Source organism: Micromonospora sp. NPDC093243 (assembly GCF_044753725.1).
GTDB lineage: Bacteria > Actinomycetota > Actinomycetes > Mycobacteriales > Micromonosporaceae > Micromonospora.
Genome location: NZ_JBIVNT010000003.1, coordinates 300,926 through 326,464, shown reverse-complemented (window position 1 = coordinate 326,464; position 25,539 = coordinate 300,926). Strand labels below are relative to the sequence as shown.

Below are 25,539 nucleotides of genomic sequence, written 5' to 3'. Positions count from 1 at the left end.
GGCGGCGTGGCGCCCGGGCCGGCTCGGCCACGCGGGGCGCCGTCGCCGATCACCGTACGCCGGGCACGGCGGCCGGGACGGGCGGATCCGGTCAGTGCCGGTGGTGAGCGGTGGGTGCCTCGTTCCCCGCCCGCGGCTCACCCGGCGCCGGGCTGCCGGCTCCCGGGATCGGCATGCCGGGGTCCGGGACGGGGTGCTCGGCCTCGGCCGGGTGCCCGGCGCCGTCGTGGTAGGCGTGGGTCACCGCATGCCCACGTCCGCGGGCGATCAGGGCGCGGTTGACCGGCACGGTGACCAGGAAGGCCACCGCCAGCGCACCGGCGAGGCTGACCCAGAACAGCGGCTCGGTCAGCCCGGCGGCCATCGCGCCCGGCACGAGCAGCATGACGCCGTTGTCGACCACCTCCATCACCGCGATGCTCACGTGTCGGCGACGAGCGCCACCCGGATCGCGGTGCGTAGCGGCAGACCCGAGCGGAGCACCGGGCGGACGGTGAGGGCGTAGCCGAAGACGAAGGCGAGCGCGACCGCCAACGCGACGGTGCCGAGGTCGGGCCAGCCGAGCGCGGTGCCGATGACCATGCCGAGCACCTCGCCGATCGCGCAGCCGGTGAGGCAGTGCAGGGTCGCGGCGATGGCCATCCGGGTGAGGTTCGCGTTCTCCATGGCGGAGACCGTATACCCCCCGGGGGTATCACGCCAGCGACGGTGGTCACTTTCCCCGCCGACCCTGGATTGACGAAGACCCCGGACGGGTAGGTGGGCCCTACCGATCGGACCCGGCCGGATTCCTTTCTCCGCAACGGAACCCGACGTTCAGGTTCTGCGTCATATCTATTTCCATACATGTACAACTTTCTTTGGGACGGTATGGTCATGCCGATTCAGCCGAATGACCGGTTCCAGCAGGACACCGACCGACTCTGGAAGGCCCCGGAGAGCGCCGACCGGTTCCCGGCCCAGCCGCCCTACCGGGGCGCCCGTCAGGCTGGCGAAGGGCAGGGGTGGGCCGAGCTGAACAAGCTTCCGGCCGGCGTCTCCGCCCGGCACGGCCTCAACAGCCGCTGACGCCGGCGACACACCCGGTCGTCCACCAAGGGCTTTCGCACACCTGTCGGGTAACGTCTCCTGGTCCGGAATCCCGGCCGACGACAGGAGAAGCTCCGCGCATGGGCAAGAAGACGATCCACGTCTCCGACTTCAGCGGCACGGTCCTGCAGCCCGACGACGAGGTGGTCCGCGTCGTCGTGCTGGAGCACCCTGACCTGGTGGCCGGCCCCGTGCAACTGGACGCGACCCCGACAGAGGTGGAGAACATCGACGACGCCGCGCTCGACGTGGCCGTCGTGGAGATCCACGATCGGCACGGCGGCGGCGAGCCGCGCCGGGTGGTGCTCACCGCGAGCGAGTTCGACGCGATGGCCACCGATGTGCCGATGGCGCAGCTGCTGAAGACCGCGGAGCGGGTCCGTCCGCCGAAGGCCCGCAAGGGCCCCGAGCGGCTCGACTACGCCACCATCGAACACGCCGGGAAGCCGCACCGGGGCCGGGTCACCGAGGAGGAGGCCCGGCTGGTGCGGGAGCAGCTCGACGAGGTCAACAAGCGCCTCGCCGACGCCGGCATCCGTCAGATCGACCCGGACGACCCGGAGCACGCGACCCGCTACGGCTTCCCCACCGCGTCCTGAGCCGCCGGCTCAGTCCCGCTTCCCCCCACCGCGTCCTGAGCCGCCGGCTCAGTCCTGCTTCCGCACGGCGGCGTCGAGCGCCGCGATGAGCTCGGCCTCGGTGGCGGCCTTGTCGACGCCGAGGCCGGCGAGCACGCCCGTCCCGTCGCCCAACTCCAGCAGGGCGAGCAGGATGTGCTCGGTGCCGATGTAGTTGTGCCCCAGCCGCAGCGCCTCGCGGAACGTCAACTCCAGCGCCTTCTTCGCCTGCGCGTCGAACGGGATCAGCTCCGGCATGTCCCCTGACGTGGGCGGCGGCAGCACGGCCGTCGCGACCTCGCGCACCCGCTCCAGCGATACGCCCTGCGCGACGATCGCCTTGGCCGCGAGCGCCTCCGGCTCGTTGAGCAGCCCCAGCACCAGGTGCTCGGTGCGGATCTCGGTCTGCCCGGTGGCCCGCGCCATGCTCTGCGCGGCGATCACCACGCTGCGGGCGCGGGGGGTGAACCGGCTGAAGCCCTCCTGCGGATCCAGGGGTGCGTCCGCGGGCCGGGGAACGAAGCGCTTCTGCGCCGCCTGCTTGGTCACGCCCATGCTCCGGCCGATGTCGGTCCAGGAGGCGCCGGCGCGGCGCGCCTGGTCCACGAAGTGCCCGATCAGGTGGTCGGCCACCTCGCCGAGATGGTCCGCGGCGAGGACCGCGTCGGTGAGCTGGTCGAGGGGCTGGTCATGTGCCTTTTTGATCGCCTGGATCAGGTCGTCCAGTCGTACGGAGTTCGCGGGATTCGTCATGCGTCAACCATAGGTTGACGAAGCTTCAACCGTCAACCCTGAGTTGACGGCGGCTCGACCTCCCGCCCGGGCCGGTAATGAGCCCGACGAGCCGGGATCAAAGGCTAGGGAAACACCCGATTCCCGCGCCGCGCCCCGCCCGTAGCGTCAATGGCACGACCCGCCGGGTCCGCCGCCCGGTGTCAACCGCCCGGCGGCCGTCCGAACGCAAGAACGGAGCTCGACCCGTGCGCCGACTGATCCTTCCCGCGCTCTGCCTGGCCACCCTCGCCCTGACCGGTTGCGACAGCACCGAAGCGCCCGCGTCCGACGCCGGCGTGAACCTGGACGCCCCGGTCGACATCGCCGACGCACCCCCGCCCGCCTGCCCGTTCACCGCCGCCCAGGCCTCCGAGCTGGTCGGTGAGCCGTTGGTCGACCAGGGCAACTGCCTCTTCGGCGACGGCAAAGGCGTGGCCAGCCTGACCGTGACGACGGCATCGCGGACGGCCGGCGAGATGACCTACGACTACCAGCGCGAACAGGCCGACCAGATCTACCGGCAGGTGACCGACCTCGACCTGGACGGCAAGGGCTACCTCGCGGTCAAGGACATCGAGGCCCAGGCCGTCCGCATCGACGACGGGGGCACCTACACGATGACGCTGAGCAGCTTCGCCCGCCTCGGGGGCAGCCCCGACGGGTACGAGCAGGCGCTGCGCCGGCTGCTCGACGCTCTGCCGCGCTGACCGCGGGCCGCCACCGCACGGCGCGGCGGCCCGTCCCGGGGCGGTCCGGTCAGGGGCCCTGCGGCACCGGCTGGGCCAGCGCCTGGATCTCGGTGGGCAGCTGCGCCAGCGCCCGTTCGAACTCCCGATGCCCGACCACCCGATGCAGGGTCTGCAGGACGGCCCCCGCGCCCCGCTCGGCCAGCTGCGGCCCCACCCCCGCGCGCTCTGCCACCCGGCGGAGGAACTCGTCGTACGCGAAGACCTCCGGCTCCTCCTGGGCGGCCCGCGCCAGCAGCGGACGCAGCTCGTGCGCCACGTGGCCGGCCAGGTCGGCCGCCTCACCGCCGCTGATCCGCTCCGCGAGGGTACGCAGGGTGGCCTCGCTCAGGGCGCGCGCGGTGTCGTCCGGGACGCCCGCCCGGGCGGCCACCTTGTCGAAGAACTTCAGCTCGGCCATGCCCCGTCCTTCCCGATCGGAGAAGCGTGCCTACCCGCAGCCACCGACGACAAACGGGGCCAGTGGCCCGTCAGCGCCCGCCCCGTCCCGGCGCAGGTCGGGGTCGCCCAGGCCGCGTGTGTGCGAGCACATCGGGTACTTCGCTGCGGCTGCCCGTCATCGGAGGGGCGCCCACGTCGACCGCGGGCAACCGCCCGGGGCTCAACTCCAGGAGCGGTGACATGGGTATCGCGCAACGGGGCCGACTCTCACCGAACCTCACCCTGCTGCTGCTCGCCTCCCTCCTCGTGTCGTTCCTGGCCTCGTCGGCCGCGCCGACCCCGCTCTACGGGACCTACCAGACGAACTGGCACTTCTCCCCGATCACGACCACCGTGGTCTTCGCCATCTACGCCGTCGCGGTGCTGGCGACCCTGCTCACGTTCGGCAAGCTCTCCGACCACGTCGGACGGCGGCCGATCCTGTTCGTCGCGATCGCGGTCCAGATGATCTCGCTGGTCATCTTCGTCTTCGCCAACGGCGTACCCACCCTGCTGGCCGCCCGCATCGTGCAGGGGCTGGCGGCCGGCGCCGCCACCGGCGCCATCGGCGCCGCCATGCTCGACATCAACCGCGCCCGCGGCACGCTCGCCAACTCCATCGCGCCGGGCATCGGGACCGGCGGCGGCGCGCTGCTCTCGGCGCTGCTCGTGCAGTTCCTGCCCGCGCCGACGCGACTGGTGTACGTCGTCCTGCTGGTGGTCCTGCTGATCCAGGGCGTCGGGGTCGCGCTGATGCCCGAGACGATCAGCCCGACGAAGGGAGCGCTGCAGAGCCTGCGACCGGACGTCAAACTGCCCCGCAACGTACGCGGACCGATTCTGGTGGTCGCACCGGTGCTCTTCGCCGCCTGGTCGCTGGCCGGCTTCTTCGGCTCGCTCGGTCCCGCGCTGGTCCGCGCCATCGGACCCACCTCGATCGTGTTCGGCGGGGTGGCCCTCTTCGTCCTCGCCGGCATCTCGTCCATCACCGTGCTCGTGATGCGCAACGCCCCCGCCCGAACCCTGATGCTCACCGGGATCGCCGCCCTGATCGTGGGCATGGTCGTCACCATGGTGTCGATCAACACCGACTCCGTCGGCGTCTTCTTCCTCGGCGTCGCGATCAGCGGCATCGGCTTCGGCGGCGGCTTCCAGGGCAGCCTCAAGACGGTCATGCCGCTGGTCGAGGCGCACGAACGCGCCAGCGTCTTCTCCCTGCTCTACATCGTCTGCTACGCCGGCCTCGGGCTGCCGGCCGTCGTCGCGGGCTTCCTGGTGGTCTACGGCGGCGGCCTGCCCCGCACCGCCGACGAGTACACGATCGGCGTCATCGTCCTGGCCGCCATCGCCCTGCTCGGGCTGCGCGGGGCCACCAGGAGGGCGCCCGGATGACCCGGCCGACACCCGATGACCTGCGTCTCCCGGTGCCGACGCCGCCAGTCGCCCAGCTCGCGGCGAGGCTAGGGTGGCGCGCGGTCTCGCCTCTCTGGCGGAGGCGGCGTTGAGAGGCAGGGTCAGCAGTGACGTTCGAGCCGATCACGAGCGACGGCACCACCGTCACCCGCAACGTCCCGGCCGGGCACCGTGACGTCGAGGCGGAGGTGCTGGTCACCGTACGCGGTGGCACGCTGCGCGGCCGGCGGGCGGACGGGCTGACGATCCTGCGGGGCGTCCGGTACGCGACCGCGCAGCGGTTCGCCCCACCCGTGCCCGAACGACCGTGGTCCGGGATCCGCGACGCGCTGGAGCACGGCGGCGTCAGCCCGCAACCACCGACCCGATCCGTGGCGACCGCCGGCTGGTCGGAGGTGGGCCGCCAGTCCGAGGACTGCCTCAACCTGACGATCGTGACACCGGCCGCCGACCGGGCCCGACGGCCGGTGCTGGTCTGGCTGCACGGCGGCTCGTACCGCTCCGGCGCCGGTTCCTGGGACCGGTACCGGACCGACCGGCTCGCCCGCGAGGGCGACGCGGTCGTGGTGAGCGTCAACTACCGGCTCGGGGCGCTCGGCTACCTGCGGGCGCCGGGCATCTCCCCCGGCAACCTGGGCCTGCTGGACCAGATCGAGGCGGTGCGCTGGGTCCGCGCCAACGCCGAGGCGCTGGGCGGCGACCCGGAGAACGTCACCGTGATCGGGCAGTCGTCGGGCGCCCACTCGGTCGCCTGCCTGCTCGGCGTGGCGCAGGCCCGGCCGCTGTTCCGCCGGGCGGTGTTGCAGAGCCCGCCGCTCGGGCTGGGGCTGGTCGGCGAAGCCAGGGCCGGACGGGTGGCGGAGCGCTTCCTCGCCCGGCTCGGACAGGATCCGCGGGAAGCATCGCCGGCGGAGATCGTCACGGCGCAGCAACTCGCCGACCGGGACCTGGCCGGTCGCCTCGGACTGGGGTTCGCCCCGGTGTACGGGCCGGTGGCCGGGGTGGATCCGCTACCGGACGAACGGGAGTGGCGGATCGCCTGCCGGACGGGCGCCGCGGAACTCGAGGTCGTGCTCGGCACCACCCGCCGCGAGATCGCCTACTTCCTCGCCGGCGGTCCGGTCTCCCAGCGCGTACCGCTGGTCGGGCGCGCGGTCGAGAACGGGCTCATCGGGCTGGCGACCCGGTCGGTCTTCGCCCGGCCGACCCTGCGGTTCGCTCGGTTGCTGGCCCAAGGCGGTGCCCGGGTCTTCGCGTACCGCATCGACGCGACGTGCTCGACCTCGCCGTACCAGGCCTGCCACTGCAGCGACCTGCCCTGGCTCTTCGGTGACGAGGCCGCCTGGGCGCAGGCGCCGATGCTCGCCGGGCAGCTGTGGACGGACGTGGCCGACCGTGGCGGCTCGCTGCGCTCGGCCTGGCTGTCGTTCGCGGCCCGGGGCGCGGAGGCGTTGACCGAGCGCGGCTGGGCGCCGTACGGGAGTCGGGGCGGGCAGGTCCATCGCTTCGGCTAGCGCGGTGTCCGTCCAGGGTTACGGGGCGGTCGGGAGCGCGTTGTCGTCGCGTCCGGTCTGGGGCAGGCCGGCGGCTGCGGCGATGGCCTCGACAACCAGGTCTACTGAGTCCAACTGTTCGCGGTCATGGCCCGACTCGGTCGAGTCGGCGTCCCAGTCAGTCCACACGATCGAATGGGCGGCCTCCGGGCTACGCCGGCTTTTCGCGCCACGCCGCCGAGAAGAGCTGGGCCTATCGGTACTCGCAGGAGCGCTGCTGTGCGTCGACTGTGCCGGCGAGCCCGCCATAGGACGGCGGGCTCATGTTCGTGTTCGACGGCGGCGTGCTGACGGCGGACCAGATCGTGGCGATGCGGCGGTGCCCGGACGAGCTCGACCGGTTCGAGTTAGTCAAGCCGGAGCGCTTGGGCGAGGTGTTGATCCCCCGGTTGGCTCGACGGGTCACTGCGGCGATTGCCGCGATCGGACGCGGCGGCGTCTACCTCGAGGACGGAGGCGCACCCCCATTCAGGTAGACGACCGGACGAGCCGTGGACGGTGTCTCCGGCGAACAACCACTCGCTCGGTCTCGCGGCTGTTGCAGCAAACAAGCCGCAGCTGGTAGCGGTGTCAACGGTCGTGGCCGCGCGCCGCGTCGGCGCGGACGTCGATGCTCAGGGCGTCGATGGCCATCCGGGTCAGCTCGGGAAGCTGCTCCTCGGTGAGGGCGACGCCCTGCAAATTGTCGAGCGGCGCCGTGAAGGCGTGCAGCCGGCTGCCCCGCAGATCGGCGCCATCGAGACGGCACGAGTCCAGTTCCAGGTCGCTCAGGTCGCACGACCGCAACGCGACGCCGGAGAGCCGGCAGGATGACCATGTGCCGTGGACGAGGGTGCAGTCGGTGAAGGCCACCGAACCGGCGGCGCTGACCCGACTCAAGGTGGCGTAGTCGAACCGGCAGTTGTCGAACAGGACATCCTTGAGGCGTACGTCGATGAGTCGGGTTCCAGTGAAGCGGGAGCCGGTGACCGAGCACCGCTCCATGCTGACGCCGGTCAGGGCCGCTCCGGACAGGTCCGTCTGGACGATCTCGCAGCCGTAAAGGGCACCGCCCTCCCAGGCGATCTCACCGAGATCCGCTCCGGTGATCCGGCAGCCTCGGAGGTTCCGGTCCGCGATCTGCTGACCTCGCCAGGAGACCTCCTCCAACAGGCCGTCGCGGAGGTCGTCGTCGGGTAGGCCGGCGACCTGGTCGAGGTCTTCCGGATCGAGGTCGGGCAGGAGGATCGTCACGTCGCCCACGGTGGTCGTACGCATGTCTTTCCCACCTGTTCGGGCGCGGGGTGGGCACGCCACCCCGCGCGTCGACTCGAGCCGCCGGTCGGCGGGCTACTTTTTCTTGTTCCAGTTGTCCCAGCCGGGGCGGCTGTCGAACTTCCCCTTGTTGTCCCAGGTCGGGCGATTGTCGAACTTCGCCGCATCGATCGACGCTACCGCGCGCTCCGGATCGACGCCGAGGAGGGCGAGGCGGTCCGGCGGTGCGTCGAGAAGCGCGGCGAGGGCGTTGGTCATGACATTTCTCCTTGAGGGGTGAGGTGATCCGCGGCGGCGCGGATCAGGGCTTGCCGGGTCGTACGGCAGTAAGCGGTCTCCCTGGCGGTGAAGGTGCCGTGTTCGAAGTAGCGGTTGCCGGCCTGGGCGCCCCGGCAGAAGTCGTAGAACGCGCAGCGGTCCGCACAGTCGTTGAGCGCCGTCACGAACTCGATGACGTATCGCAGCTCGCCGGCACGAGCCACCATGTCGCTGATCGGCTCACGAAGGACGTTGCCCGCTATGAAGTCGGCGTACCGCGGGCTTGTGATGCCGAGCAGTTCCGGTGAGAGCAGGACCACCCGACCGTCGTGGGCGACGGTGGGTATCGGTTCGTACGGGCCGTGGTCGGTGAGGCCGGCACGGGTCGCGCCAAGGTAGTCGGCCAAGCGATCCAGGTCGCGGATCCGCAGCGGACTGCCGGCGAGCCGTTGCCGGACGAGTCGGCTCCAGAACCAGTACGCGGCTTCCTCCGGCACCGGCGTGCGGGCGGCGCCTTCCTGCTCCTCGATGTTGAAGCCCACCGACTCGCATCCGGGCAGGGCGGTGAAGAACTCGACGAGGTCGTTGGCGTGGTCGATGGTTTCCGGTGTCACGACGCAGATCACCGAGTACGGCAAGCCGGTCGCGGCCAGTAATCGCGTGCCGCGGATCGTCCGGGTCGTGGTCGCATGCCCGGCCCGGTCGAGCCGGTTGCGGTTGAGCATGCCGGGCCCGTCGATGCTGACGCCGATCTCGAAGTCGTAGGCGGCGAACAGATCGCACCACCGCTCGTTTATCAGCGTCGCGTTGGTTTGAATCTCGTGGCGCACCCGCCCGGCCCGCCTCAGAGCCTCGAAGGGAGCGAGCAGCTCATGGAAGACGTCGATCGGTGTGGCGGTGGGCTCGCCGCCGTGCCACACGACGCTCACCGGATGGATGCTGTCCTGCTGCTCGATCGACCGGGCGCAGGCAGTCGCAATGGAGACGGACATGATCTGGCGCGAGCGTCGGTCGGGTAGGTAGCAGTAGCTGCAGTCCAGGTTGCAAAAGCTGGTGGGCTGCAGGACCAGGGTGTGGAAGGTCCCAGCGATAGCCGGCTGCCCTGTCCTGGCAATGATCCCGATGTCCCGGACGGTCATGTCTCCTCCGCTGTCTGCGGTTCGGCAATGAACGGGCGAGGGCTGCGGTGCCGGGCCGGCCAGCCGAGGAAGCGCTCGAACAGGTTCCTGACGTCGCCGGTGGTGCCCGGGTTGAGTCGGTGCAGGTCGTCGATGGCCTCGTGTAGGCAGCCGGACAGGTAGAGCAGCAGGTTGATCCGGCTGCCCTGGTAGCTGGTCAACAGGGCGAGCTTGGCCCGTCCGCACGGCCAGGGCTGCCCGCAGGCTCGGCACAGCCAGAGCGGACGCAGTGGCAAGTGCTCCGACTGCAGCTTCGGGTCTGTCTGAGCGGCAGACACTCCGTCGCCGCTCATCGGCGGTCGCTTTCCCGCGCCTGCCGCTCGAACACGATCCGCCAGACGTGCGTCAGCAGTGGCGAATCGGTCGAGCCCCGCCGCGCCGACGCCGGAAGCGCCGTTGCGCGGTCTGTCGTCAGCTCGCCGGTCGCCGCGTACCGCGAGACGTACACCGTCATAGCCAGCTCCCGGTCGGCGTCGGCGCGTTTGTGCGGTGGGCTTGCCGGCGTACCGGCAAGCCCACCGCCGTCGGCCAGCGGCTGAGAGCAGATCGCCGGTCACCCGCCCACGCAGCCCTGCTGGCGGTACGCGAACGGGGAGTCACCCGTGCGGTCGACGGAGTGCCCGGCGCGAGCACTTGCCGGTGCGTCGGGTCACGTTCCGACCTGTCGCCAAGTGGCACGTCCATCTGGGTCTCCCTGGCGTGACATTGCCGCTGGCCCGTCGGCGCGCCATGGGGGTCAGGATGGTCCTGGACCGTGCCGCCGACGTGTTCCTGACGTCCACGATCGCTGGCGGCACTGGCCGGGAGACAGACCCAGCGTGGTGGGCCACGGTGGGCCTCACCGTGTCCCGCCTGAGCCAACGCGGAGAGGTCAGGCGGTGCCCGCCCTACAAGACTCGGCTCAGAGGATGTGCCAGCGGCGCAGTTCCGACGCGTCGTCGACGAGGCCCGCGATCCGGTGGTGCACCTCGTCTGCGGCCTCGGTTCCGGGCCGGGACTTGCGAGCGTTGGTCGCGATCATCTGCAGCTCACGGAGCTGGCACAGTTCTTCGAATCTCGGCCAGGATGTGGCATCCCAGCCGTAGGCGGCGATGAAGCCGGCGAAGGCATCGGGACCGGGCGGGTCGAACCGGCGGCAGTGGACAGCGACCGTGGCGATGTCCCACTCTCGGGGCCCGAGGGCGGCGCCGTCCCAGTCGGCCAGTACGGGCGTGCCGTCGAAGCGCCGGAGCGCGTTGCGGATCTGCGGATCTGACTGAATCAGACTCGTGCCGCGGGGAAACCGCATCGCCTCCCAGCCGGCGGCCAGCGCCTCGAGCCGGCCCATCAGCAGATCCTGTTCCTTGCCGTACAGGATCTCCGAACGGGTGACGGCCCGCTCGATGCCGTGGATCGGTCGCAGTGAAGGCAGCGGCACCGGCGGGGTGGGCAAGGCGTGCAGGTCCCGGAGAAGGCTTCCGAGCTCGGAGACGGTGATGGGGTCGTCGTGTGCCGGGTCCAGACGCTGCCAGACCGTAACGGCGTACCCGCCCACCCGCATCGGCTGGGACACGCCCGGGTGAAGGCCCACCGTGGGGAAACCTCGGGCCACCAGCCAGTCGACCACGGCCACCATCCCGCGCACCCGTTCCAGGTCATGATCGCCCGGGGCGACCTTGACGACCACGTCACCGACTGCGTAGACGGCGTTGGTGTGGTGCCGCAGCAGGATCGCGTTCGAGTCGGGGTAGCCGAGGAGACGACACACCTCGGCGAGCACCGGCCGGGTGCGCGCCTCGACGAACATGGGGCTCCTAGGGACCGAGTGCGGCTGTGGTCCCAAGACTACGGGCGTGCTCGCGGCACGCCCGTAGGTAGTCCGTCAAGCTGGCGGCCTCGCCGCGCCCGTTTTTCTCGGGGATCGCCGTGGCCACGTCGGTGGCCCTGGTCAGGATGATCTCCGTACGCTGCGTCTCGGGCAGGCCCGCGACGGCATCACGCGCAGTCGTCGCCGCTTCGGTCGCCCGCCGGTCTCGCGCGAGGCACATCGACCGGTCCAAGGCGATGAGCGCCACGTCGATCGGTACGGCCGGAGCCGCGCCGTAGAGCCGCAATGCCTCGTCCTGGACCCCGTACGCCTCCACCGTGTCACCGATCCAGGTGTATGCCCCGGAGAGGTAGAACAGCAGCCGCTTCGCCGGAAACCTGAACGCCACGTCGGTGTCCTCGTCGCCGGCCTGATCGAACAGCCGCCGTGCCTGATCGATGGCCGACCGCGCGTGCTCGATGGCGCCGATCCGGGCCAGAGCACGCGCCCGGCCCGCCGCTGCCAGGGCACCCGGCGACGATGCGTTCGACGTCACCGCCAGAGCCGCATCCGCCAGGGCGACGGTTTGGGTTGGATCCCCGAAGTAGTACGGCAGCATCGCCGCTTGGGCCCGCACGAGCACCCTGAAACGAGCATCCCCGCTGTCGTCCGCCGCGTGGATCGCCGTGCCGTACCACCGTCGAGCCTCGGACACGTCTCCGAGCCTCATCAACGCATCAGCGCACATCGTCGCCAGCAACGCCGCCACCCCGGACAGCCGGGACTGGACTGCCGCCGGCTGCCGCCGAAGCGAAAGCGCCTGGACCTCTCGGCAGTCGGCGGCCAGCAGCGACAGCATGATTTGCGGCGAAGCCGAAGGGTAGACCCTCATATGCTCGCCCGCAGCTTGTTCAATCAGCTCAAGCTGCCGAGGAGCGACACTCGCCGCCGCCAGAGCCTCGTCCAATCCCAGCCGGAGTCTCACCAAATCGCTGACCTCCACGCTGGCACCCACACCGGCCAGCGATCGGTCCGCTCCACCATTCACGGCCACACGGCCAAGGTCGTCAGGCACAAGGGCGTCCTCGTCGCGGCCGAGCCCCATAGCCGGACGCGGAATGTTCAGACCGTCCGCGATCCGTTCCAACACCTCGTAGGCCGTGACCTGCCGGACACCCTTGGCTATTTCAGCAGCGCGGTTGGACGAGACACCGACAAGAGCTGCGATCCTGCCGTATGACACGCCCCGCGAGTGGAGGAATCGGAAGACCGCAGTGATATCGCGCCGCCGCAGAAACTCACCGATCGGTCGACCGTTCCACAGCCCCGAGCTCCACCACTCTGGATCCACCTGCGCGGCCACGATCACCCCCGATCGAACGACGAGCAGTTGCCAGCACAGCGCATCCGCGCCGTCACATCAAGTCCAATGACGGTCGAGTCAACAGCCCACCCAGCGTCGAGGCATGGGACAGCATCCGGAACACCCACGATGGGCCCTCACCGTGTCCCGGCAACGCCGGCGTGCCCAACGGCTCCCGAGCGACCACCCACCACCGGCGTACGCGAAAAAGGCCCCGACCCGGTGTGAACCACCAGGTCAGAGCCTTGATCGTTGGTGCGCCGCCAGGGACTCGAACCCCGAACCCGCGGATTAAGAGCCCCGTCGATGCCGTGCTCATCGGTCCCGCACGGCGCTGGCAGTCCCACATCCCCCTTACAAGTCCATCGCCTGTGGGCCGCCGTGTGCCACCGGATGCCCGTCGTCCACGGCGGGCGAGCACCCGGCGAGCACCCGCATACCGCGTCCCGGACGACCATAAGACAGCCGAGCGGAACCGGTGCTTGGCCGGCCACGCCACTCAGAGCGGTGGGCGCAGAGGCCCTTGTGCGCCGCTCGTGCCCGTCGTACGGTGTAGAAGTCGGGACGCCGGTCTATCCGTCTCCCCTTGCTTGCCGCTTCCTTTCGCGGAGCCCGCATCGCGGCGTAAACGCCGAGGGCTACAGACCGCTTGCGGCTCTACCCATCTGGATTCTCAGGACCTTTACCTACCTGGGATAGGCCGCCAATCTTCCGCGCTCCTGCCAATCGGGCCCCACGCTGCCGCACCCATGCTCAGCGTGATCCCACTGTGAGAGGAGTACCACCATGATCATCCGGTCCCAGGGTTTATCGCGGGATCCCGTCGGCGCGTTGCTGGCTGAGGCGTTTCCGTACCAGCATGTTCTGCGCGCTGACATCGCGGCTGATCTCCGCCGCTGGAGCAGCTCGTCGGCCTCGCGTAGTTAGTGCCACACGTCCGTCAGCGACAGCTCGAAGCCGGCCGCACGGCGGGCGAGGTTGTCGCCGTCGCGCAGGTGCGCCGAGGCGATCAGCGCCGTCCGCAGTGCAGGCAACCGACGTCAACGGCCGCCGAACGCGCGGCGCCGGTCGCAACTCAGCTCGATCCGGCGGGTCAGGCTGGCGTGGAGCGGGATGCTGGCTGGATGAGTCGGCTGCGAAGCTCGTGTCCCGGGCGGTCGATCTTGGTCGACCGCACCGCTGCGAGCCTGCTCAGGTCTCTCCGTCGGGATGGAAGCTCAACGAGCGCCGCCGTTCGTCACAGGTGCCGGGCTGGCGTCGGGTCGTGAGGGGCGAGTCATTGCTAAGCGCGAAGGACGCGCTCGCCGGTGCAAGTGTCGGCTGTCGGCTCCCCTGACAACTGACCCGATGGCCCTGAAGACCGCCCGGGGCAGCGGGACGACCTGGCCGACCAGCCTCACAGAGGTCGGCCGCGGAGCTTCGCTGATCGCCGCTGTCCATGCGGATTGCAGCCCAGTCAGACAGGTCGGCGGCGCTTCGACTACCCTCACTCGTCCCGCATAGCCGCATGCCGCACTCGTCACCACGGTCCGCCAACCGCGGTGCCGCCGCCCGCTGGTAGCCCTCAGTGCTCACTAACAAGCGCCGAGCGACGGTGAGCAGCTCGCGCCCCCCGGCGGTCGAGACCTGAGGCTAGGTACTGTCTCAGCCTTTGCGTAGGCTCTGGGAGCAACTGCCAGGTGAAGGATAGGACGTCGACCTTGCGAGCCGAGACTAGAGACAGCGTCAACAAGGTGTGGGCGCTCTGTAACGCGCTTAAGGATGACGGCGTCACTTTCCACCAGTATCTTGTAGAGCTTTCGTACCTCCTGTTCCTGAAGCTTGCCGCCGAGTTGAAGGTCGAGCACAAGCTGCCGCATGGTTGCAGGTGGAGCGCCCTAACAGAATGCCCTGAAAACCTCCTTCTGGAACGTTATGGAGCTCTGCTTCGCTCGCTTGCGACATCAGACTCCGAGGTCGTTTGCAGAATCTTTTCCCAGAGTCGCACCTCCATAAAGAAGGCCAAGACCCTTAGGGTACTCATTCAAGGCATCGACCGTTTCGCTTGGTACGAGATCTCTCGCGAAGGACTAGGCGACCTCTACGAAGGCCTCCTCGAAAAGAACGCGAACGAGAAGCGATCGGGTGCTGGGCAGTATTTCACACCCCGATTACTGATCGACAGCATCGTCCGAGTGATGAAACCCTCCCTGAGGGACGTAATTCAGGATCCAGCCGCAGGCACGGCGGGCTTTCTTGTCTCAGCCGGAAACTATATTCGAGCGAACAGCGATGCCTGGTCCGATGTCTCCGAGAAAGAGCTTTCGGCCATCTTTCACGGAGTCGAACATGTTGACGACACGTACTCGCTTGCCCTAATGAACCTTTTCTTGCATGGCCTCGTGAACGACGACTCTGTTGGCCTAGTATACGGAGACACACTATCGAGCGCAGGTAAGGACCTTCCGCCGGCGACTCTCATCTTGAGCAACCCTCCTTTTGGAACGAAGCGGGGAGGCGGTCTTCCAGATCGGGACGATCTCCCTTTCCCAACGAGCAATAAACAGCTCTGCTTTGTTCAGCACATTATTTCAGCGCTTGCACCTGGGGGTCGGGCGGCAATTGTGGTACCCGACAACGTCCTATACGAAGAGACGGTGGGTCTCAACGTTCGCAGGTATATGATGGATTCCTGCGACCTTCACACCATGCTTCGCCTGCCACCAGGGCTCTTTTATGCAGCTTCGGTGAAGACACATGTGCTTTTCATCACCAAGAACGATGGAGGCAGCTTTCAAGGCACCAAGGACCTCTGGTTGTATGACCTCCGAGGGCAGGGTCACGGGCGCAGCAAATCTGAAGGCCTCACTGAAGAGACGCTGCGTGCCTTCGAGCATGCCTATGGGAACGACCCGAAGGTTGGCCCTGAAGCCCGGCGCACAAGACTAGACTCCCTCAACGACTCATATCAGGTGTTCTCGCGTGCAGAGATCAGGGAGCGCGGAGACAACCTCTCGCTAGTTATAGACGCAGAACCTACCCCCGAGTCACCGGAGGATCTCGAGGAGGCTCTTCAAGTTCTCGAGAAGAGCCTAGAAGTAAGCATGTCCGCGTTCCGCGAGCTCAGCGATATGGTCCGAAAGGGACCAGCGTGAACGAACTGCCGCCATCGTCGCGCCCTATCAAACTCGGCGAATGCGTATACGTAGCGACTCGGCCCAAGGCGGAACCGTCGGAGATCGCTGGCGAAGCATGGTTGCTGGAGCTTGAGGACATCGAGCGGGACACCGGCCGACTCTTGCAGCGTGTGACTAAAGCTGAACGAGCACCTAAAAGCGAGAAGACACGGTTCTTAGCAGGCGACATCCTGTACGGCAAGCTTCGCCCATACCTAAACAAGGTTATCCAAGCAACGGAAGACGGATACTGCTCTACCGAGATTGTGCCGCTTCGAGCCCCTCACGCCCTCGACAGTAGATACCTCTATTACTGGATGCAACATCCAACTTTCCGAGACTACGCAAATGTTGCGAGTCAAGGAACTAATATGCCCAGGGTTAGTCCTGCGAGGCTTCGCGACGCCCCCTTCCTATTCGCCTCGACTCAACGGCAGCGCTTCGTCACCGACTACTTAGATGACGTCTTTCTCCGTATCGAAGCTATTCGTAACGCTGTGGCGCGAATTCCGGGCACCCTAGATGTGATCTGGGCTCACCTCGCTGAGCGGACCTTCGATGAACTCTCTGAACGAGGACCGACGGTACGGCTAAAAGATGTCGTCACGCGAGCGAACTACGGGACCAGCAAGAAGTCTTCCCGGGAGGGCAAGGTTCCAGTCCTTAGGATGGGCAACCTCCAAGACGGTGAGATTGACTGGTCCGATTTGGTTTACAGCTCCGACGACGCAGAGATCGACAAATACAGCCTGAATGAGGGCGACCTCCTCTTCAACCGCACGAATAGTCCTGAGCTCGTAGGAAAAACGGCTGTATTTCGAGGCAGTCGCAACGCGGTATTCGCTGGTTACTTGATTCGTCTACAGCTCGCGGACCACGTGCTCCCTGAGTATGTCTCCGTTTTGCTTAACTCGCCCCTGGGGCGCGCCTACTGCCGGAACGTCAAGGTGGATGGTCTCAGTCAGTCGAACATCAATCTGAGAAACCTACTCGATTTTCGATTTACCCTGCCCAGTGTCGGTAGGCAGGAAGCGGTCGTGAACAGGCTGATGGCGGCCAAAGGGCACGTCAGGCGCCTCCAGCAGGCCGGGATGGAAATTCTCGAGGGCCTTCCCAATGTACGCGATATCGCCTTACAACGAGCTTTTGCCGAGTTGCCGTCATCACGCAGTGCGTTCGATGAGACAGACTCTTTGCTGCTCGAGGAAATCGAGGAGGAGGTGCGTTCGATGGCTCAGCGAGATGTGGTCGACGCTCGCGAACGTCGTAACCGGCCGAAGGTTGAACATCGACGGCTGCTAAGTCGCGGAGAAATTTCCAGGGACCATTTGAGTCAACTGATCCAGAGCGGAGACGGCCTTAGACCCATAGATCTATGGGAGGAGTCGAGGCTGAACATTGATGACTTCTACGATCAACTTCGTGACGAGGTCATTGCTGGCCTTATCGTGGAAGTTCGCTCTGATGACGATGAGTCGGAGCGAAGGTTGGTGCGACGGTGAAAATCCTCAGCTTGAGCCTGCCCAGCTATCGGAACTTGCGAGACTTTGTAATCGACTTCGACGAGGAGCAGTCGACAACTGCGCTTATTGGCGGGAATGGCACGGGCAAGTCACACCTTATCGAAGCGATTGTGGAAATATTCCGAGATCTGGAGACTGCAGACGCCTCGGCCTTTCCTTATCGGATTCTATATACGTGTCGAGGACAAACCGTAGAGGTCTCCAATGACCCATCAAAGACGTCACGGCCTCTAACGATTAGCGTCAACGGCGAGCGGATTGCGCAGAAGCGATTCCGCGAGCAGGCGGCGCAACTTCTGCCCAGCTACGTTTTCGCCTACTATTCGGGGTGGAGCGATCGCCTGGAAAGACAGTTCGACGAGCCGACACGTCGTCATTACGAAGCAGTGATGGATAGCGGGGGCGTTGGCCTGCCGCTCAGACGTATGTTCTTCTGCCGTAAGGAATACAGTCAGTTAGTCTTGCTCGCCTTTTTTCTGGCGCCGCCTGACATCGCTCGCGTTGTCCTCGAGAAGTACCTAGCGATTGCGGACTTCGACTCTGCGCTATTCGTTCTTAAGCGTCCCTGGTGGTTTAATGGAAAACCGAATCGCGCCCAACTCGAGGACGGCGATCCCAGATTCTGGTATGCGCGCGGTGCGTTCCGCCCTTTCCTTGCCAAGTTGTGGAGCGAGTCATTAGCTCCCATTCGGGCCGAAGACCGTGTTGCACGGGACATACGGAAGCAGCCAGAGCAGTCGGAGCGTCAGTATCTATTCCTACGCGACCTGAGTAGTCTTGCGCGGCTTCAACGCTCGGGGGACGAGGTTAAAGAACTCTTCGGCCATCTAGAGAGCTTGTTTCTGTGTGATTTAATCGATGAAGTGCGAGTCGTAATTCGTCGAACCGATGGTCACCGCGTGAAGTTCGTCCAGATGAGCGAAGGTGAGCAGCAGTTCCTCACCGTCTTAGGGCTGATGTTGTTCACGAGGAACGACGAGTCGCTCTATCTCCTCGACGAGCCCGACACGCATCTTAATCCAATATGGACTTACGAATACCTGGGCCTATTGCAGGATACCATCCGGCAAGACAAGGGGCAGCTGCTTGTCGCGACCCATAACCCCCTTATGATCGGTGGCCTGGTACGTGAACAGGTGCGTCGCTTCAACCGTCAAGGTACGAGCCACGTCGCGATCGAGCCAGAATACGATCCCGTCAGCATGAGTATCGAGGGAGTTCTCCGCTCGGAGATGTACGGCCTTCGGTCAACCCTGAGTAAGCAGGTACTCGCACTCCTTGACGAGCAATACGCGCTTCTGGGGGAGGACCTTTCCGATCAAGGTAGGGCGCGCCTCAGCGAAGTATCCCGTGAGCTAAACGAGCTCGGCATCGCGCACACCTATCCTAACCCCTACTTTAACAGCTTCGCGGCTGCGTTGGCACGTAGGCGACAACCTGGTGCGGTGAGGCTTACTGAGGAGGAAATGAACGAACAAGCCGCCCTTTCGGATCAAATTCTTCGCGAGCTGGAACTCGAGGATACCGGAGATGAGGATTCGGCTTGAGATACATTAAAATGCCCCCTCCCCCCTACCCGGAGTGGCTCGAGAAGGCGTCGGAGATTCTAGCTGAGTTGGACAAGGCGTCTAGCTCAGATGAGCGGCATAAAATTATCGACGATAACGCCGCTTTTTGGGGACAGCTAAAGCCTTGGTTACTCAAGCTGTCTCATGATAAGTGCTGGTTTTCAGAAGCCAAGGATTGCTTCAGCCACTGGGACGTCGAGCACTTTAGGCCGAAGAAGTCCGCTCGAGGGCTTAATGGAGAAACGGAAGACGGATACTGGTGGCTGGCCTTCGACTGGCGGAACCTCCGAATCTGCGGTACGGCGGGAAACCGGAAGAAGGGCACGTTCTTCCCTGTGCGCGAACTGACACAGCGCGCGACACGAAATAGTGATCTACGCGCCGAGCAGTTCGACCTTCTCGATCCAGCGGACGAAGAAGATCCAGCCCTTCTGTTCTTTAACGTCTTTGGTGATGCCATAGTTGCTCCGCACGTCACAGACTCCTGGGAGCGGCATCGGGTGGAATACTCGATAAAGCGTTACAACCTCAATTCTTTTGAGGCGCTTCGCACGAAGCGGCAACAGCGATGGTCCGAGTGTTGGGGCTACATCTGTGATTACCAAACCGAACTGACGGCCTTCCAACGAGATCCGAGTAAGGTGATTGCTCGCGACCGCGCCAAGCGCCTGGCCGGAATGATCCGAGCAATGCTTGGAGAGGACCAGGAATTGTCAGCAGTTGCACGCGCCTGCCTCCTCAGCGCCAATGACCCTCGTTTGGTCGGCTTCCTGCAGACCAAATAGAGCGGGCGGCGTAACCTCCGGCCACCGCTACCGATGTCACCGCTACCTTCGCCCCGCCGTTCGCGCTTGCGGCAGTTGGGATAGCCGGTGAATTGCGCTGGGCGGCGGATTCCAGAGCCGCTCGGTCAAGAGAAGGTCGGGGCCTGTATGAGAACTAGCCGTCGCCCAACGACGGCGCTGCAACATAGTCGCTTCCTTGAATCCCACACTGCGTCGCCGTCCCGACAGGGCCGATCGCCGGACTTGCCGCCGTACGGTCCTGATTGCCTCGACAAGTTCATCGGCCAACGAGGCGGTGGACCTGGAAGTGCCAGCTGGACCGCCGCGGTCGGCAGCCTTCGGGTCTACGCCGGCCCCGTCGAGAGACGCCGTCGCGGGACGACTGATGCGGTTGCTTCGGCGGCGGCGTGGGACAGCTCCGGCAGGACGTCGCCGTAGAACTTGGCGGTGAAGTGTGGGCTGGAGTGGCGGAGTCGGTTGGAGATGACTTTCATCTGGACGCCGGCGGCGAGGCCCATGGTGGCGGCGCCGTGGCGGAGATCGTGCAGCCGGATGGGTGGTAGGCCGGCTTGGGCAGCCAGGTGGTGGAAGTGATCGGTGACGTCGGCGGGGTGGAGCCGCCCGCCAGTGGGTGTGGTGAACACGAGTCCGGTGGTGGTCCAGGCGGCACCGGCGGCGAGGCGTTCGCGGTGTTGTCGGGTGCGGTGGGCGCGCAGCACCGCGACGGTTTCGGTGTCGAGAGCGACCGCGGCTTCGCTGTCGGTGGTCTTGGGGGTGTCGATGGCGGTGGCCCAGCCGTGTTGGACGAGTTGCCAGCGGACGGTGAGGGTGGCGGCGTCGAGGTCGAGGTCGTCCCAGTGCAGGCCGCAGGCTTCCCCTCGGCGTAGACCGGTGAAGGTGATGAGGTGGTAGAGGGCGTAGAGCCGATCGTTCGCGTCGTGGGTGTGGTCGAGGAATCTGCCGGTGTGTCCGGGGGTCCAGATCATGACGGGGCTGGGGGTCTTGCCGGTGTCGCGCCAGGTGCGGACGCGTTGGTCGGTCCAGACGGTGGGCTTGGGTGGTCGGGCTGTTGGTAGTTCGACCATGAGGGCGGGGTTGGTGTCGATGTAGCGGTGGCGGCGCATCGCGTCGTTGAGGGCTTTGCGCAGGGTGGCGTGGATGACGTGCAGGGTTCTGGGGCCGACGATCCGCTGGTTTTTGACCTGGTCGCGTTTGGCGGAGTCGCGGCTGGCGCGCAGGGTGGCGATGGTGGTGTTGCGTTCGGCGATGGTGTCGTACATGGCGTCGATGTGGCCGGGGCGGAGTCGGTCGATGCGCAGGTGGCCGAGGTGCGGGATGAGGTACAGCCGGATGTGCCCTTCGTAGGAGCGCAGGGTGCCGGTCTTGATGTTCTTGCGTCCGGCGAGCCAGTCGGTCAGGTACGCCTCCATCGTCGGGAGTTCGGTCGGGGTGATGTCCAGGTGCAGCGCCCGCCGAACCTGATCAGGGCTGGGAACGGACGCTCCAGACTTGACGGCGGCCTCGATCAGGTCACCGGTCTTGACGGTGGCGTGCGGGTCGGTGGGATCAGGGACGGCGAGCGCGGCCCGGATGTGGTCCAGGACGGTGTCCGCGTCGGCCTGGGTGGGATAGGGGCCGTGGCGGAGGGGGCGGCGGGTGCCGTCGGCGCGGGCGGGGATTTCGATCTGCCAGTGCCATTGGCCGTGGGTGCGGGACCAGCCGCCGCCGGGCCGGCGAAGCTGGGGACAGGATCGTCCCAGTCGCCGGCCCGTGACGCTGTCGCGGCAGCCGCAGCGCTTGGAGGTGGATCCCTTCACTCATCGTCTCCTGGATGCTTCGTTTGGTGCCGCCAGCGATGTCGGGTGGAATCCGCTGGTGGCGGGGTCGTCGCATCCACGCTCACCTTCACATCCGGATCAAGTCGCCGACCACCATTAGTCGGGGCCGGGCTGTCGAGTAGGAGGAGCTGCAGGAGGCCGGCGACCGGGACGATGATGCGGTTGCCGGCGCGGATCAGTGGTGCCGGGAAGGCGTCGGTGGCGGCGAGCCGGTAGGCCTGGGATCGGCTGACCCCGAGGATGGATGCGGCGGTGGCGAGGGTGGTCGTCACGCCGAGGGCGCGAACACGATCAACGGTCCACACCTCGCCGGGAAGGGTGCTGGCCGCTCTTTCGATCGCGGCCTCGGAGGTCTTCTCGGTGGGGTTCAGGTGGGTACTCATCAGCGGTGTTCTCCTGACTTCTCTGATAACTGAGGGTTCTTAGGGGCGGGAGCGCGTGACGGCCGGGTAAGGCGGGCTACGGTCGTCCGACGGGCAGGCAGTTCCCCTTCGCTGTCGACGTCGCAGCGCGTGGCCGTCACGGGCTCGGGGCAGGAGGCGGATCGTGATGCGCTCTGGGAGTCGAGGACGTCTCAGCTCGGAGGATCTGGAGGAGTTCGGAGAGCCGGGTGTTGGACACGGTGTGGCCCGCCTGTCGGAGGGCGTCGGCGAGCGCTGCCCGGGTGAGGGGACGTCCGTCGGCGGCGAGTTGGTCCCGGACCTGTCGCGCCGCCGGTAGTAGCTGGCCCGTGTCTCGGAAGGGCGGCGCGGACCGTCCGCGGCTCTGTCTACCGTGACGGCGGTCCGGTCCGCGGGGGCGCGAGGCGGCGTCTGGTGGGCGGACGGTCCAGGACATGGATCGCTCCCCCGCCGTTCCGGCGGACCGGTCCCGATTGACGTGCTCGGTGAATGGTGCTGTCTGCGCGGTCTGTTCCGGATCCTGGTCTGTCGGCGGGGGTGTGGTGGTTGCGGTCGGGGTGTTGGCGTAGCCGAGGGCGATCTTGGCCATGACGAGGAAGCCGAGCGCAGGCACGGCTGCTGCGATCCAGCCGATAGGTGATGGTTCGGCCTCGACAACCTGCGCGGCGAGAGACAGCGTGACCGCGCAGGCCAGCACACTCGCGGGGGAAGACCGTCGAGGTGTGGGCGCGTTTGCGGCGGCGTAACTCCAGGCCAGAGGCGATAGACATCAGTTCGAGGACGATCGCGTCGGCCCAGGCCAGCCATCCGGGTTGGCCGTGGGCGGCGGCGACGTTGTGGACGTGGGTGAAGCTGGCCGCTCCAGCGGCTCCGCCGATGGCGAGCATGATCACGATCTGGACCGCACCCTCAGCGCGACTGCCGCGCGGACCACGGTCCCCATCAGATTGTGTTGGGGTCGTGGCGGATCACCTCCCCAGACCAAAGCAGGGCGCAGAAGTGCTCGCCTGCGCAGTGGGATCGGCAGGGGCGCGGACGGTCCGTGAGCCGGTGCCGCGGACCGCAGCGGGGACGGACCGTCCTCCGGTGGACCGGGCGCGGGACGGTACCTCCATCAGCCTGGCGACGGAACGATTTCCTGCTGTCACCGGTCTGTCAGTCACGGCGGGCTCGCCGGTGACAGACCGGGGAGAGGCCACGCGCATTGCTGTCAGGCGCGCGGTCGAGCTACCTTTCACGCCCGCACGCCGGCCGCCGATCATGCCGCCTCCCGGTTGTCGGCGACGTAGCGGGACAGGTCGACCAAGCGATACCGGCGGCCTCCGCCGGCCCGTACGGCCCAGACCGCCTCAGCGGGACACAGCCCCGCCGTAGCGGCGCGGTCGCGAGCCCCGGTAGCTAAAGGCACCTGTGGCGCCGTATCGGCGAACAGGCGGCGCAGGTTGGCCTCCCGGGCGGCGGAGTGCAGCCAGAACAGCACCGGCCACACCCGGCCGATCGTGGCGAACAGCTCCCGGTAACCGTCGAGCTTGCCGACCAGGACCGACAACTGCTCGCCGCCGGTGTCGTACTCGACGAAGAACGGCACCATCACGCCGCCCTCCGCCCACAGGCCGTAGCCGTCCGGGCGGACCCGCGGCTGGTACGCGCGCACCAGACCCGGGTCCTCGCGGCGGGTGAACATTGCCGAGCGCTGGCACGCCGCCTCCGACAGCCACTCAATCAACTCGGCGTTCGGGTGGGTGCGGGCGTGGCCGGCCATGTCGGTGAAGAAGCCGTTCACCCCGAGGCGGTGAGCCAGGCTCCGGCTGGACGTCCAGCGTCGCCGCTCCACGCGGGCGTGGTCACGCCGAGGCGGTCGCTCGTCGCGGCCGGCGGCGACGACCTCGGCGCCGAGCTGATCGATGACGTAGTGATACGGATATGAGCCACCGTCGGCGCGCTGCGGCCGGAACCGGGCCACCAGCCGCAGTCGGTACAGCGTGCGAAGCCGGCGCTGGCAAAAGTCCAACGACGAGAACAGGGCGCGGGCGATCTGGAACGAGGTCAGCACCCCGTGGTCGTAGAGCCAGCCCAGCAGCACCCGGTCGCGGTCGGTCAGCTGCGACTGAACCCGCAGAACCGGATCATCCACCAGCCACTACCTCCCTTCGATGCGCGAGCCGCTGCCCAGGGGGAGAGACCCGAGACAGGGAGGGTCTGTCCCAGCACGGCCAGCCGCCGCTGACAGGCCCGCTGAGCTGCGGTGTGAGTGGGGCGTGGGGGTCGGTTCGGGGGCCCGGATGAAGACTGACCCCAACGGGGACGTCAACTCTGACCCCCGAGCGAGGGTCAAGCCGGAGGTGGTCACTGCCGTTGGCTACGGCGGCAGCCGGAGGTGTCGGCGAAGGCAAGGGGACTCCTCTGGTTCAGGAATTGGACCGCGGTGGTGATGGCGTGGGCCGGAACACGGGCGGCTGCCGGAGCGGACGGCTCCGGCGGACGTGCCTCCCGGTGGCAGAAGGGGCTTTGTCCCGATCACTGCTGTCAGCAAAGGCCGGATGGCGGGCGGCATCGAACGGAGGCCTATCGATTGGCTTCGTGGAGGTGCGCGGAGGTTCTCGGTCACGAGTTGAGGGCTAATCTCTGGGCCATGTCCTCCCCGGTGCAGCGTCCGCTGTTGTTCCTTGACGTGGACGGCACCCTCATCCCGTTCGGAACGCCACCGGCGGAGCAGCAGACCCGTGTACAGGTTCGACCGGACGACGCCCATCCGTTGCTGCACAGGGTCACGCCGGAACACGGGCGCCTGCTGTCCGCCCTGCCGTGTGATCTCGTGTGGGAGACCACGTGGATGAGCGACGCGAACGACGTACTTGCTCCGCTGCTAGGACTGCCGGCCCTGCCGGTGGTGGACTGGCCCGACTCAGACGAGGACGACGCCCTGCACTGGAAGACCCGCCGCCTGGTCGAGTGGGCCCAGGGTCACCCCTTCGTCTGGGTCGACGACGAGATACGCCCAACCGATCGCGTCTGGGTGTCCGCCCATCACCACGGCCCAGCCCTGCTGCATCGGGTCGACCCCCGTGACGGACTGACCAAACGCGACTTCACCGTCATCAACAACTGGCTGGAGCACGCACACGCGCCTCACCCGCCGCCGCTACCTTGATGATCATCGGGACCGTGAGACGCCTTACTCGTCACGAGCCCAGCGGAGATCGTGCCGGAATCCCCGCTCACACGGCAGCGCGGGAACTCGCGAGTCCTACGGGACGATCGGGAGAACATCGGCGTCACGTCCGGCCTGTGGAAGTCCGGCGACTGCGGCGATGGCCTGAACGGCCTCCTCCAGCCCGGTGCTCTCCGGCAGGATCAGCTCGTCGGACCAGCCCAGAACGTCGTGCGCGGCGTACCAGCCACTCATCTGCTCAGCGCTGAACTCGCTGACCTGCGGACGCGTGAGGTGCCGGCGCAACGTCTCGGGCAGGGACACGTCGAGGTAGCAGAACAGCGATCGCCCCCGATGACCATCCCGCAGGCCCGTCAACATGCTCCGGTAGCGGCCGGTGTGCAGGATGCCCTCCAACACCACGTGGTAGCCGTGATCGAGCGCGAACCGGACGGTCTGTCCGATCAACGCCGGTGCCGCGCCGCCGGGCTGATCCCGCTCACGCAACACGATGCGGCGCAGGTAATCCTGCTCGACCAGCGCGCAACCCCGGCCGTGCCGACGCCGCAGCTCCCGGGCGATGCTGCTCTTACCCGAGCCGGAGTTACCTCGAACGCAGACGAGGATTGTGTCCGCGCTGCCGGTCGGGACCGAGTCAACAACCACG

Annotated in this window: 24 protein-coding genes and 2 pseudogenes; 11 read left to right on the top strand and 15 right to left on the bottom strand. The window is 67.0% G+C overall.

The features are described 5' to 3' along the window. Positions 1-91: 91 nt before the first annotated feature. Positions 92-642 (bottom strand): annotated as a pseudogene (locus tag ACIP9D_RS11150) (DUF4396 domain-containing protein). 234 nt (positions 643-876) lie between these two features. Here ACIP9D_RS11150 and ACIP9D_RS11145 point away from each other — a divergent pair. Both ACIP9D_RS11145 and ACIP9D_RS11140 read left to right on the top strand, forming a co-directional pair. After that, the gene (locus tag ACIP9D_RS11145; protein ID WP_350869390.1) at positions 877-1,068 is read left to right on the top strand and encodes a DNA repair protein; all 192 of its coding nucleotides are present in this window, start codon (positions 877-879) and stop codon (positions 1,066-1,068) included. A gap of 101 nt (positions 1,069-1,169) precedes the next feature. Beyond that, complete coding sequence (locus ACIP9D_RS11140) at positions 1,170-1,688, top strand: hypothetical protein (RefSeq protein WP_350869388.1); 519 nt, start codon at positions 1,170-1,172, stop codon at positions 1,686-1,688. Positions 1,689-1,736: 48 nt separating this feature from the next. On the opposite strand, the gene ACIP9D_RS11135 is transcribed toward ACIP9D_RS11140, so the two are convergent. Then, positions 1,737-2,459: a Clp protease N-terminal domain-containing protein gene (locus tag ACIP9D_RS11135; protein ID WP_350869387.1), complete on the bottom strand. Its 723-nt coding sequence runs from the start codon at positions 2,457-2,459 to the stop codon at positions 1,737-1,739. A 227-nt stretch (positions 2,460-2,686) separates the two neighbouring features. Between ACIP9D_RS11135 and ACIP9D_RS11130 the strand changes: the two genes are divergently transcribed. Continuing rightward, positions 2,687-3,187, top strand: coding sequence for a hypothetical protein (locus ACIP9D_RS11130; RefSeq protein ID WP_350869385.1), 501 nt, complete (start codon positions 2,687-2,689; stop codon positions 3,185-3,187). 49 nt (positions 3,188-3,236) lie between these two features. On the opposite strand, the gene ACIP9D_RS11125 is transcribed toward ACIP9D_RS11130, so the two are convergent. Next, positions 3,237-3,626 (bottom strand): DUF2267 domain-containing protein, encoded by a 390-nt coding sequence (locus ACIP9D_RS11125; protein ID WP_350869383.1) that lies wholly within the window; start codon positions 3,624-3,626, stop codon positions 3,237-3,239. Between the two features lie 221 nt (positions 3,627-3,847). Here ACIP9D_RS11125 and ACIP9D_RS11120 point away from each other — a divergent pair, with 221 nt between their 5' ends. The 3 genes from ACIP9D_RS11120 (at position 3,848) to ACIP9D_RS11110 (ending at position 7,088) form a co-directional block, all read left to right on the top strand. Then, entirely contained in the window at positions 3,848-5,038 is a 1,191-nt protein-coding gene (locus ACIP9D_RS11120) for an MFS transporter (protein WP_350869381.1), read from the top strand. Between the two features lie 128 nt (positions 5,039-5,166). Next, on the top strand, positions 5,167-6,573 hold the full coding sequence (locus ACIP9D_RS11115; RefSeq protein ID WP_350869380.1) for a carboxylesterase family protein: 1,407 nt from the start codon (positions 5,167-5,169) through the stop codon (positions 6,571-6,573). A 302-nt stretch (positions 6,574-6,875) separates the two neighbouring features. Beyond that, positions 6,876-7,088, top strand: a complete 213-nt coding sequence (locus tag ACIP9D_RS11110; protein ID WP_350869378.1) for a hypothetical protein — start codon at positions 6,876-6,878, stop codon at positions 7,086-7,088. 94 nt (positions 7,089-7,182) lie between these two features. Here the strand turns inward: ACIP9D_RS11110 and ACIP9D_RS11105 are convergent, their stop codons facing one another. The 7 genes from ACIP9D_RS11105 to ACIP9D_RS11075 form a co-directional block, all read right to left on the bottom strand. Beyond that, entirely contained in the window at positions 7,183-7,869 is a 687-nt protein-coding gene (locus ACIP9D_RS11105) for a pentapeptide repeat-containing protein (RefSeq protein WP_350869376.1), read from the bottom strand. Positions 7,870-7,941: 72 nt separating this feature from the next. Next, complete coding sequence (amcA, locus tag ACIP9D_RS11100; protein ID WP_350869374.1) at positions 7,942-8,124, bottom strand: multiple cyclophane-containing RiPP AmcA; 183 nt, start codon at positions 8,122-8,124, stop codon at positions 7,942-7,944. Next, positions 8,121-9,263, bottom strand: coding sequence for a cyclophane-forming radical SAM peptide maturase AmcB (gene amcB / locus ACIP9D_RS11095; RefSeq protein ID WP_350869371.1), 1,143 nt, complete (start codon positions 9,261-9,263; stop codon positions 8,121-8,123). The genes amcA (ACIP9D_RS11100) and amcB overlap by 4 nt, the downstream gene beginning before the upstream one ends. Next, positions 9,260-9,595 carry a hypothetical protein gene (locus tag ACIP9D_RS11090; protein ID WP_350869369.1) on the bottom strand — a complete coding sequence of 112 codons (336 nt, stop codon included), beginning with the start codon at positions 9,593-9,595 and terminating at the stop codon, positions 9,260-9,262. The genes amcB and ACIP9D_RS11090 overlap by 4 nt, the downstream gene beginning before the upstream one ends. Further along, positions 9,592-9,756 (bottom strand): multiple cyclophane-containing RiPP AmcA, encoded by a 165-nt coding sequence (gene amcA / locus ACIP9D_RS11085; RefSeq protein ID WP_350869368.1) that lies wholly within the window; start codon positions 9,754-9,756, stop codon positions 9,592-9,594. The genes ACIP9D_RS11090 and amcA (ACIP9D_RS11085) overlap by 4 nt, the downstream gene beginning before the upstream one ends. 447 nt (positions 9,757-10,203) lie before the next feature. Continuing rightward, a complete protein-coding gene (locus ACIP9D_RS11080) occupies positions 10,204-11,088 on the bottom strand; it encodes a phosphotransferase (protein ID WP_350869366.1) in 885 nt (294 codons plus the stop codon). Positions 11,089-11,095: 7 nt separating this feature from the next. After that, positions 11,096-12,457 (bottom strand): hypothetical protein, encoded by a 1,362-nt coding sequence (locus ACIP9D_RS11075; protein ID WP_350869364.1) that lies wholly within the window; start codon positions 12,455-12,457, stop codon positions 11,096-11,098. Positions 12,458-14,151: 1,694 nt separating this feature from the next. Here ACIP9D_RS11075 and ACIP9D_RS11070 point away from each other — a divergent pair. From ACIP9D_RS11070 to ACIP9D_RS11055, 4 genes are read left to right on the top strand one after another with little or no spacing between them, the layout of a single operon-like run. After that, positions 14,152-15,585: an N-6 DNA methylase gene (locus ACIP9D_RS11070; RefSeq protein WP_350869362.1), complete on the top strand. Its 1,434-nt coding sequence runs from the start codon at positions 14,152-14,154 to the stop codon at positions 15,583-15,585. After that, complete coding sequence (locus ACIP9D_RS11065) at positions 15,582-17,108, top strand: hypothetical protein (protein WP_350869360.1); 1,527 nt, start codon at positions 15,582-15,584, stop codon at positions 17,106-17,108. Before ACIP9D_RS11070 ends, ACIP9D_RS11065 begins: the two co-directional genes overlap by 4 nt. Then, positions 17,105-18,676, top strand: coding sequence for an AAA family ATPase (locus tag ACIP9D_RS11060; RefSeq protein ID WP_350869358.1), 1,572 nt, complete (start codon positions 17,105-17,107; stop codon positions 18,674-18,676). The genes ACIP9D_RS11065 and ACIP9D_RS11060 overlap by 4 nt, the downstream gene beginning before the upstream one ends. Next, a complete protein-coding gene (locus ACIP9D_RS11055) occupies positions 18,673-19,482 on the top strand; it encodes a hypothetical protein (RefSeq protein WP_350869356.1) in 810 nt (269 codons plus the stop codon). Before ACIP9D_RS11060 ends, ACIP9D_RS11055 begins: the two co-directional genes overlap by 4 nt. Before the next feature lie 344 nt (positions 19,483-19,826). Here ACIP9D_RS11055 and ACIP9D_RS11050 read toward each other — a convergent pair whose 3' ends face one another. The 4 genes and pseudogenes from ACIP9D_RS11050 to ACIP9D_RS11035 form a co-directional block, all read right to left on the bottom strand. Then, positions 19,827-21,299: a tyrosine-type recombinase/integrase gene (locus ACIP9D_RS11050; protein ID WP_350869354.1), complete on the bottom strand. Its 1,473-nt coding sequence runs from the start codon at positions 21,297-21,299 to the stop codon at positions 19,827-19,829. Continuing rightward, positions 21,296-21,703 (bottom strand): hypothetical protein, encoded by a 408-nt coding sequence (locus tag ACIP9D_RS11045; protein ID WP_350869352.1) that lies wholly within the window; start codon positions 21,701-21,703, stop codon positions 21,296-21,298. Before ACIP9D_RS11045 ends, ACIP9D_RS11050 begins: the two co-directional genes overlap by 4 nt. A gap of 136 nt (positions 21,704-21,839) precedes the next feature. Further along, positions 21,840-22,608, bottom strand: a pseudogene (locus ACIP9D_RS11040) (DUF2637 domain-containing protein). Positions 22,609-22,979: 371 nt separating this feature from the next. Next, on the bottom strand, positions 22,980-23,855 hold the full coding sequence (locus tag ACIP9D_RS11035) for a replication-relaxation family protein (protein ID WP_350869349.1): 876 nt from the start codon (positions 23,853-23,855) through the stop codon (positions 22,980-22,982). A 498-nt stretch (positions 23,856-24,353) separates the two neighbouring features. On the opposite strand from ACIP9D_RS11035, the gene ACIP9D_RS11030 reads away from it, so the two are divergent. Then, positions 24,354-24,872 carry an HAD domain-containing protein gene (locus ACIP9D_RS11030; RefSeq protein WP_350869348.1) on the top strand — a complete coding sequence of 173 codons (519 nt, stop codon included), beginning with the start codon at positions 24,354-24,356 and terminating at the stop codon, positions 24,870-24,872. A gap of 96 nt (positions 24,873-24,968) precedes the next feature. Here ACIP9D_RS11030 and ACIP9D_RS11025 read toward each other — a convergent pair whose 3' ends face one another. Continuing rightward, positions 24,969-25,538: a kinase gene (locus ACIP9D_RS11025; protein WP_350869346.1), complete on the bottom strand. Its 570-nt coding sequence runs from the start codon at positions 25,536-25,538 to the stop codon at positions 24,969-24,971. Between the last annotated feature and the right edge of the window lies 1 nt (position 25,539).

What these genes read in the sequence shown, in the direction of transcription:
- amcA (WP_350869368.1), bottom strand. Translation starts at nt 9,756, where the DNA reads ATGACGGTGTACGTCTCGCGGTACGCGGCGACCGGCGAGCTGACGACA.
- ACIP9D_RS11030 (WP_350869348.1), top strand. Translation starts at nt 24,354, where the DNA reads ATGTCCTCCCCGGTGCAGCGTCCGCTGTTGTTCCTTGACGTGGACGGC.
- ACIP9D_RS11105 (WP_350869376.1), bottom strand. Translation starts at nt 7,869, where the DNA reads ATGCGTACGACCACCGTGGGCGACGTGACGATCCTCCTGCCCGACCTC.
- ACIP9D_RS11145 (WP_350869390.1), top strand. Translation starts at nt 877, where the DNA reads ATGCCGATTCAGCCGAATGACCGGTTCCAGCAGGACACCGACCGACTC.
- ACIP9D_RS11140 (WP_350869388.1), top strand. Translation starts at nt 1,170, where the DNA reads ATGGGCAAGAAGACGATCCACGTCTCCGACTTCAGCGGCACGGTCCTG.
- ACIP9D_RS11090 (WP_350869369.1), bottom strand. Translation starts at nt 9,595, where the DNA reads ATGAGCGGCGACGGAGTGTCTGCCGCTCAGACAGACCCGAAGCTGCAG.
- amcB (WP_350869371.1), bottom strand. Translation starts at nt 9,263, where the DNA reads ATGACCGTCCGGGACATCGGGATCATTGCCAGGACAGGGCAGCCGGCT.
- ACIP9D_RS11135 (WP_350869387.1), bottom strand. Translation starts at nt 2,459, where the DNA reads ATGACGAATCCCGCGAACTCCGTACGACTGGACGACCTGATCCAGGCG.
- ACIP9D_RS11110 (WP_350869378.1), top strand. Translation starts at nt 6,876, where the DNA reads ATGTTCGTGTTCGACGGCGGCGTGCTGACGGCGGACCAGATCGTGGCG.
- ACIP9D_RS11080 (WP_350869366.1), bottom strand. Translation starts at nt 11,088, where the DNA reads ATGTTCGTCGAGGCGCGCACCCGGCCGGTGCTCGCCGAGGTGTGTCGT.
- ACIP9D_RS11045 (WP_350869352.1), bottom strand. Translation starts at nt 21,703, where the DNA reads ATGAGTACCCACCTGAACCCCACCGAGAAGACCTCCGAGGCCGCGATC.
- ACIP9D_RS11125 (WP_350869383.1), bottom strand. Translation starts at nt 3,626, where the DNA reads ATGGCCGAGCTGAAGTTCTTCGACAAGGTGGCCGCCCGGGCGGGCGTC.
- ACIP9D_RS11120 (WP_350869381.1), top strand. Translation starts at nt 3,848, where the DNA reads ATGGGTATCGCGCAACGGGGCCGACTCTCACCGAACCTCACCCTGCTG.
- amcA (WP_350869374.1), bottom strand. Translation starts at nt 8,124, where the DNA reads ATGACCAACGCCCTCGCCGCGCTTCTCGACGCACCGCCGGACCGCCTC.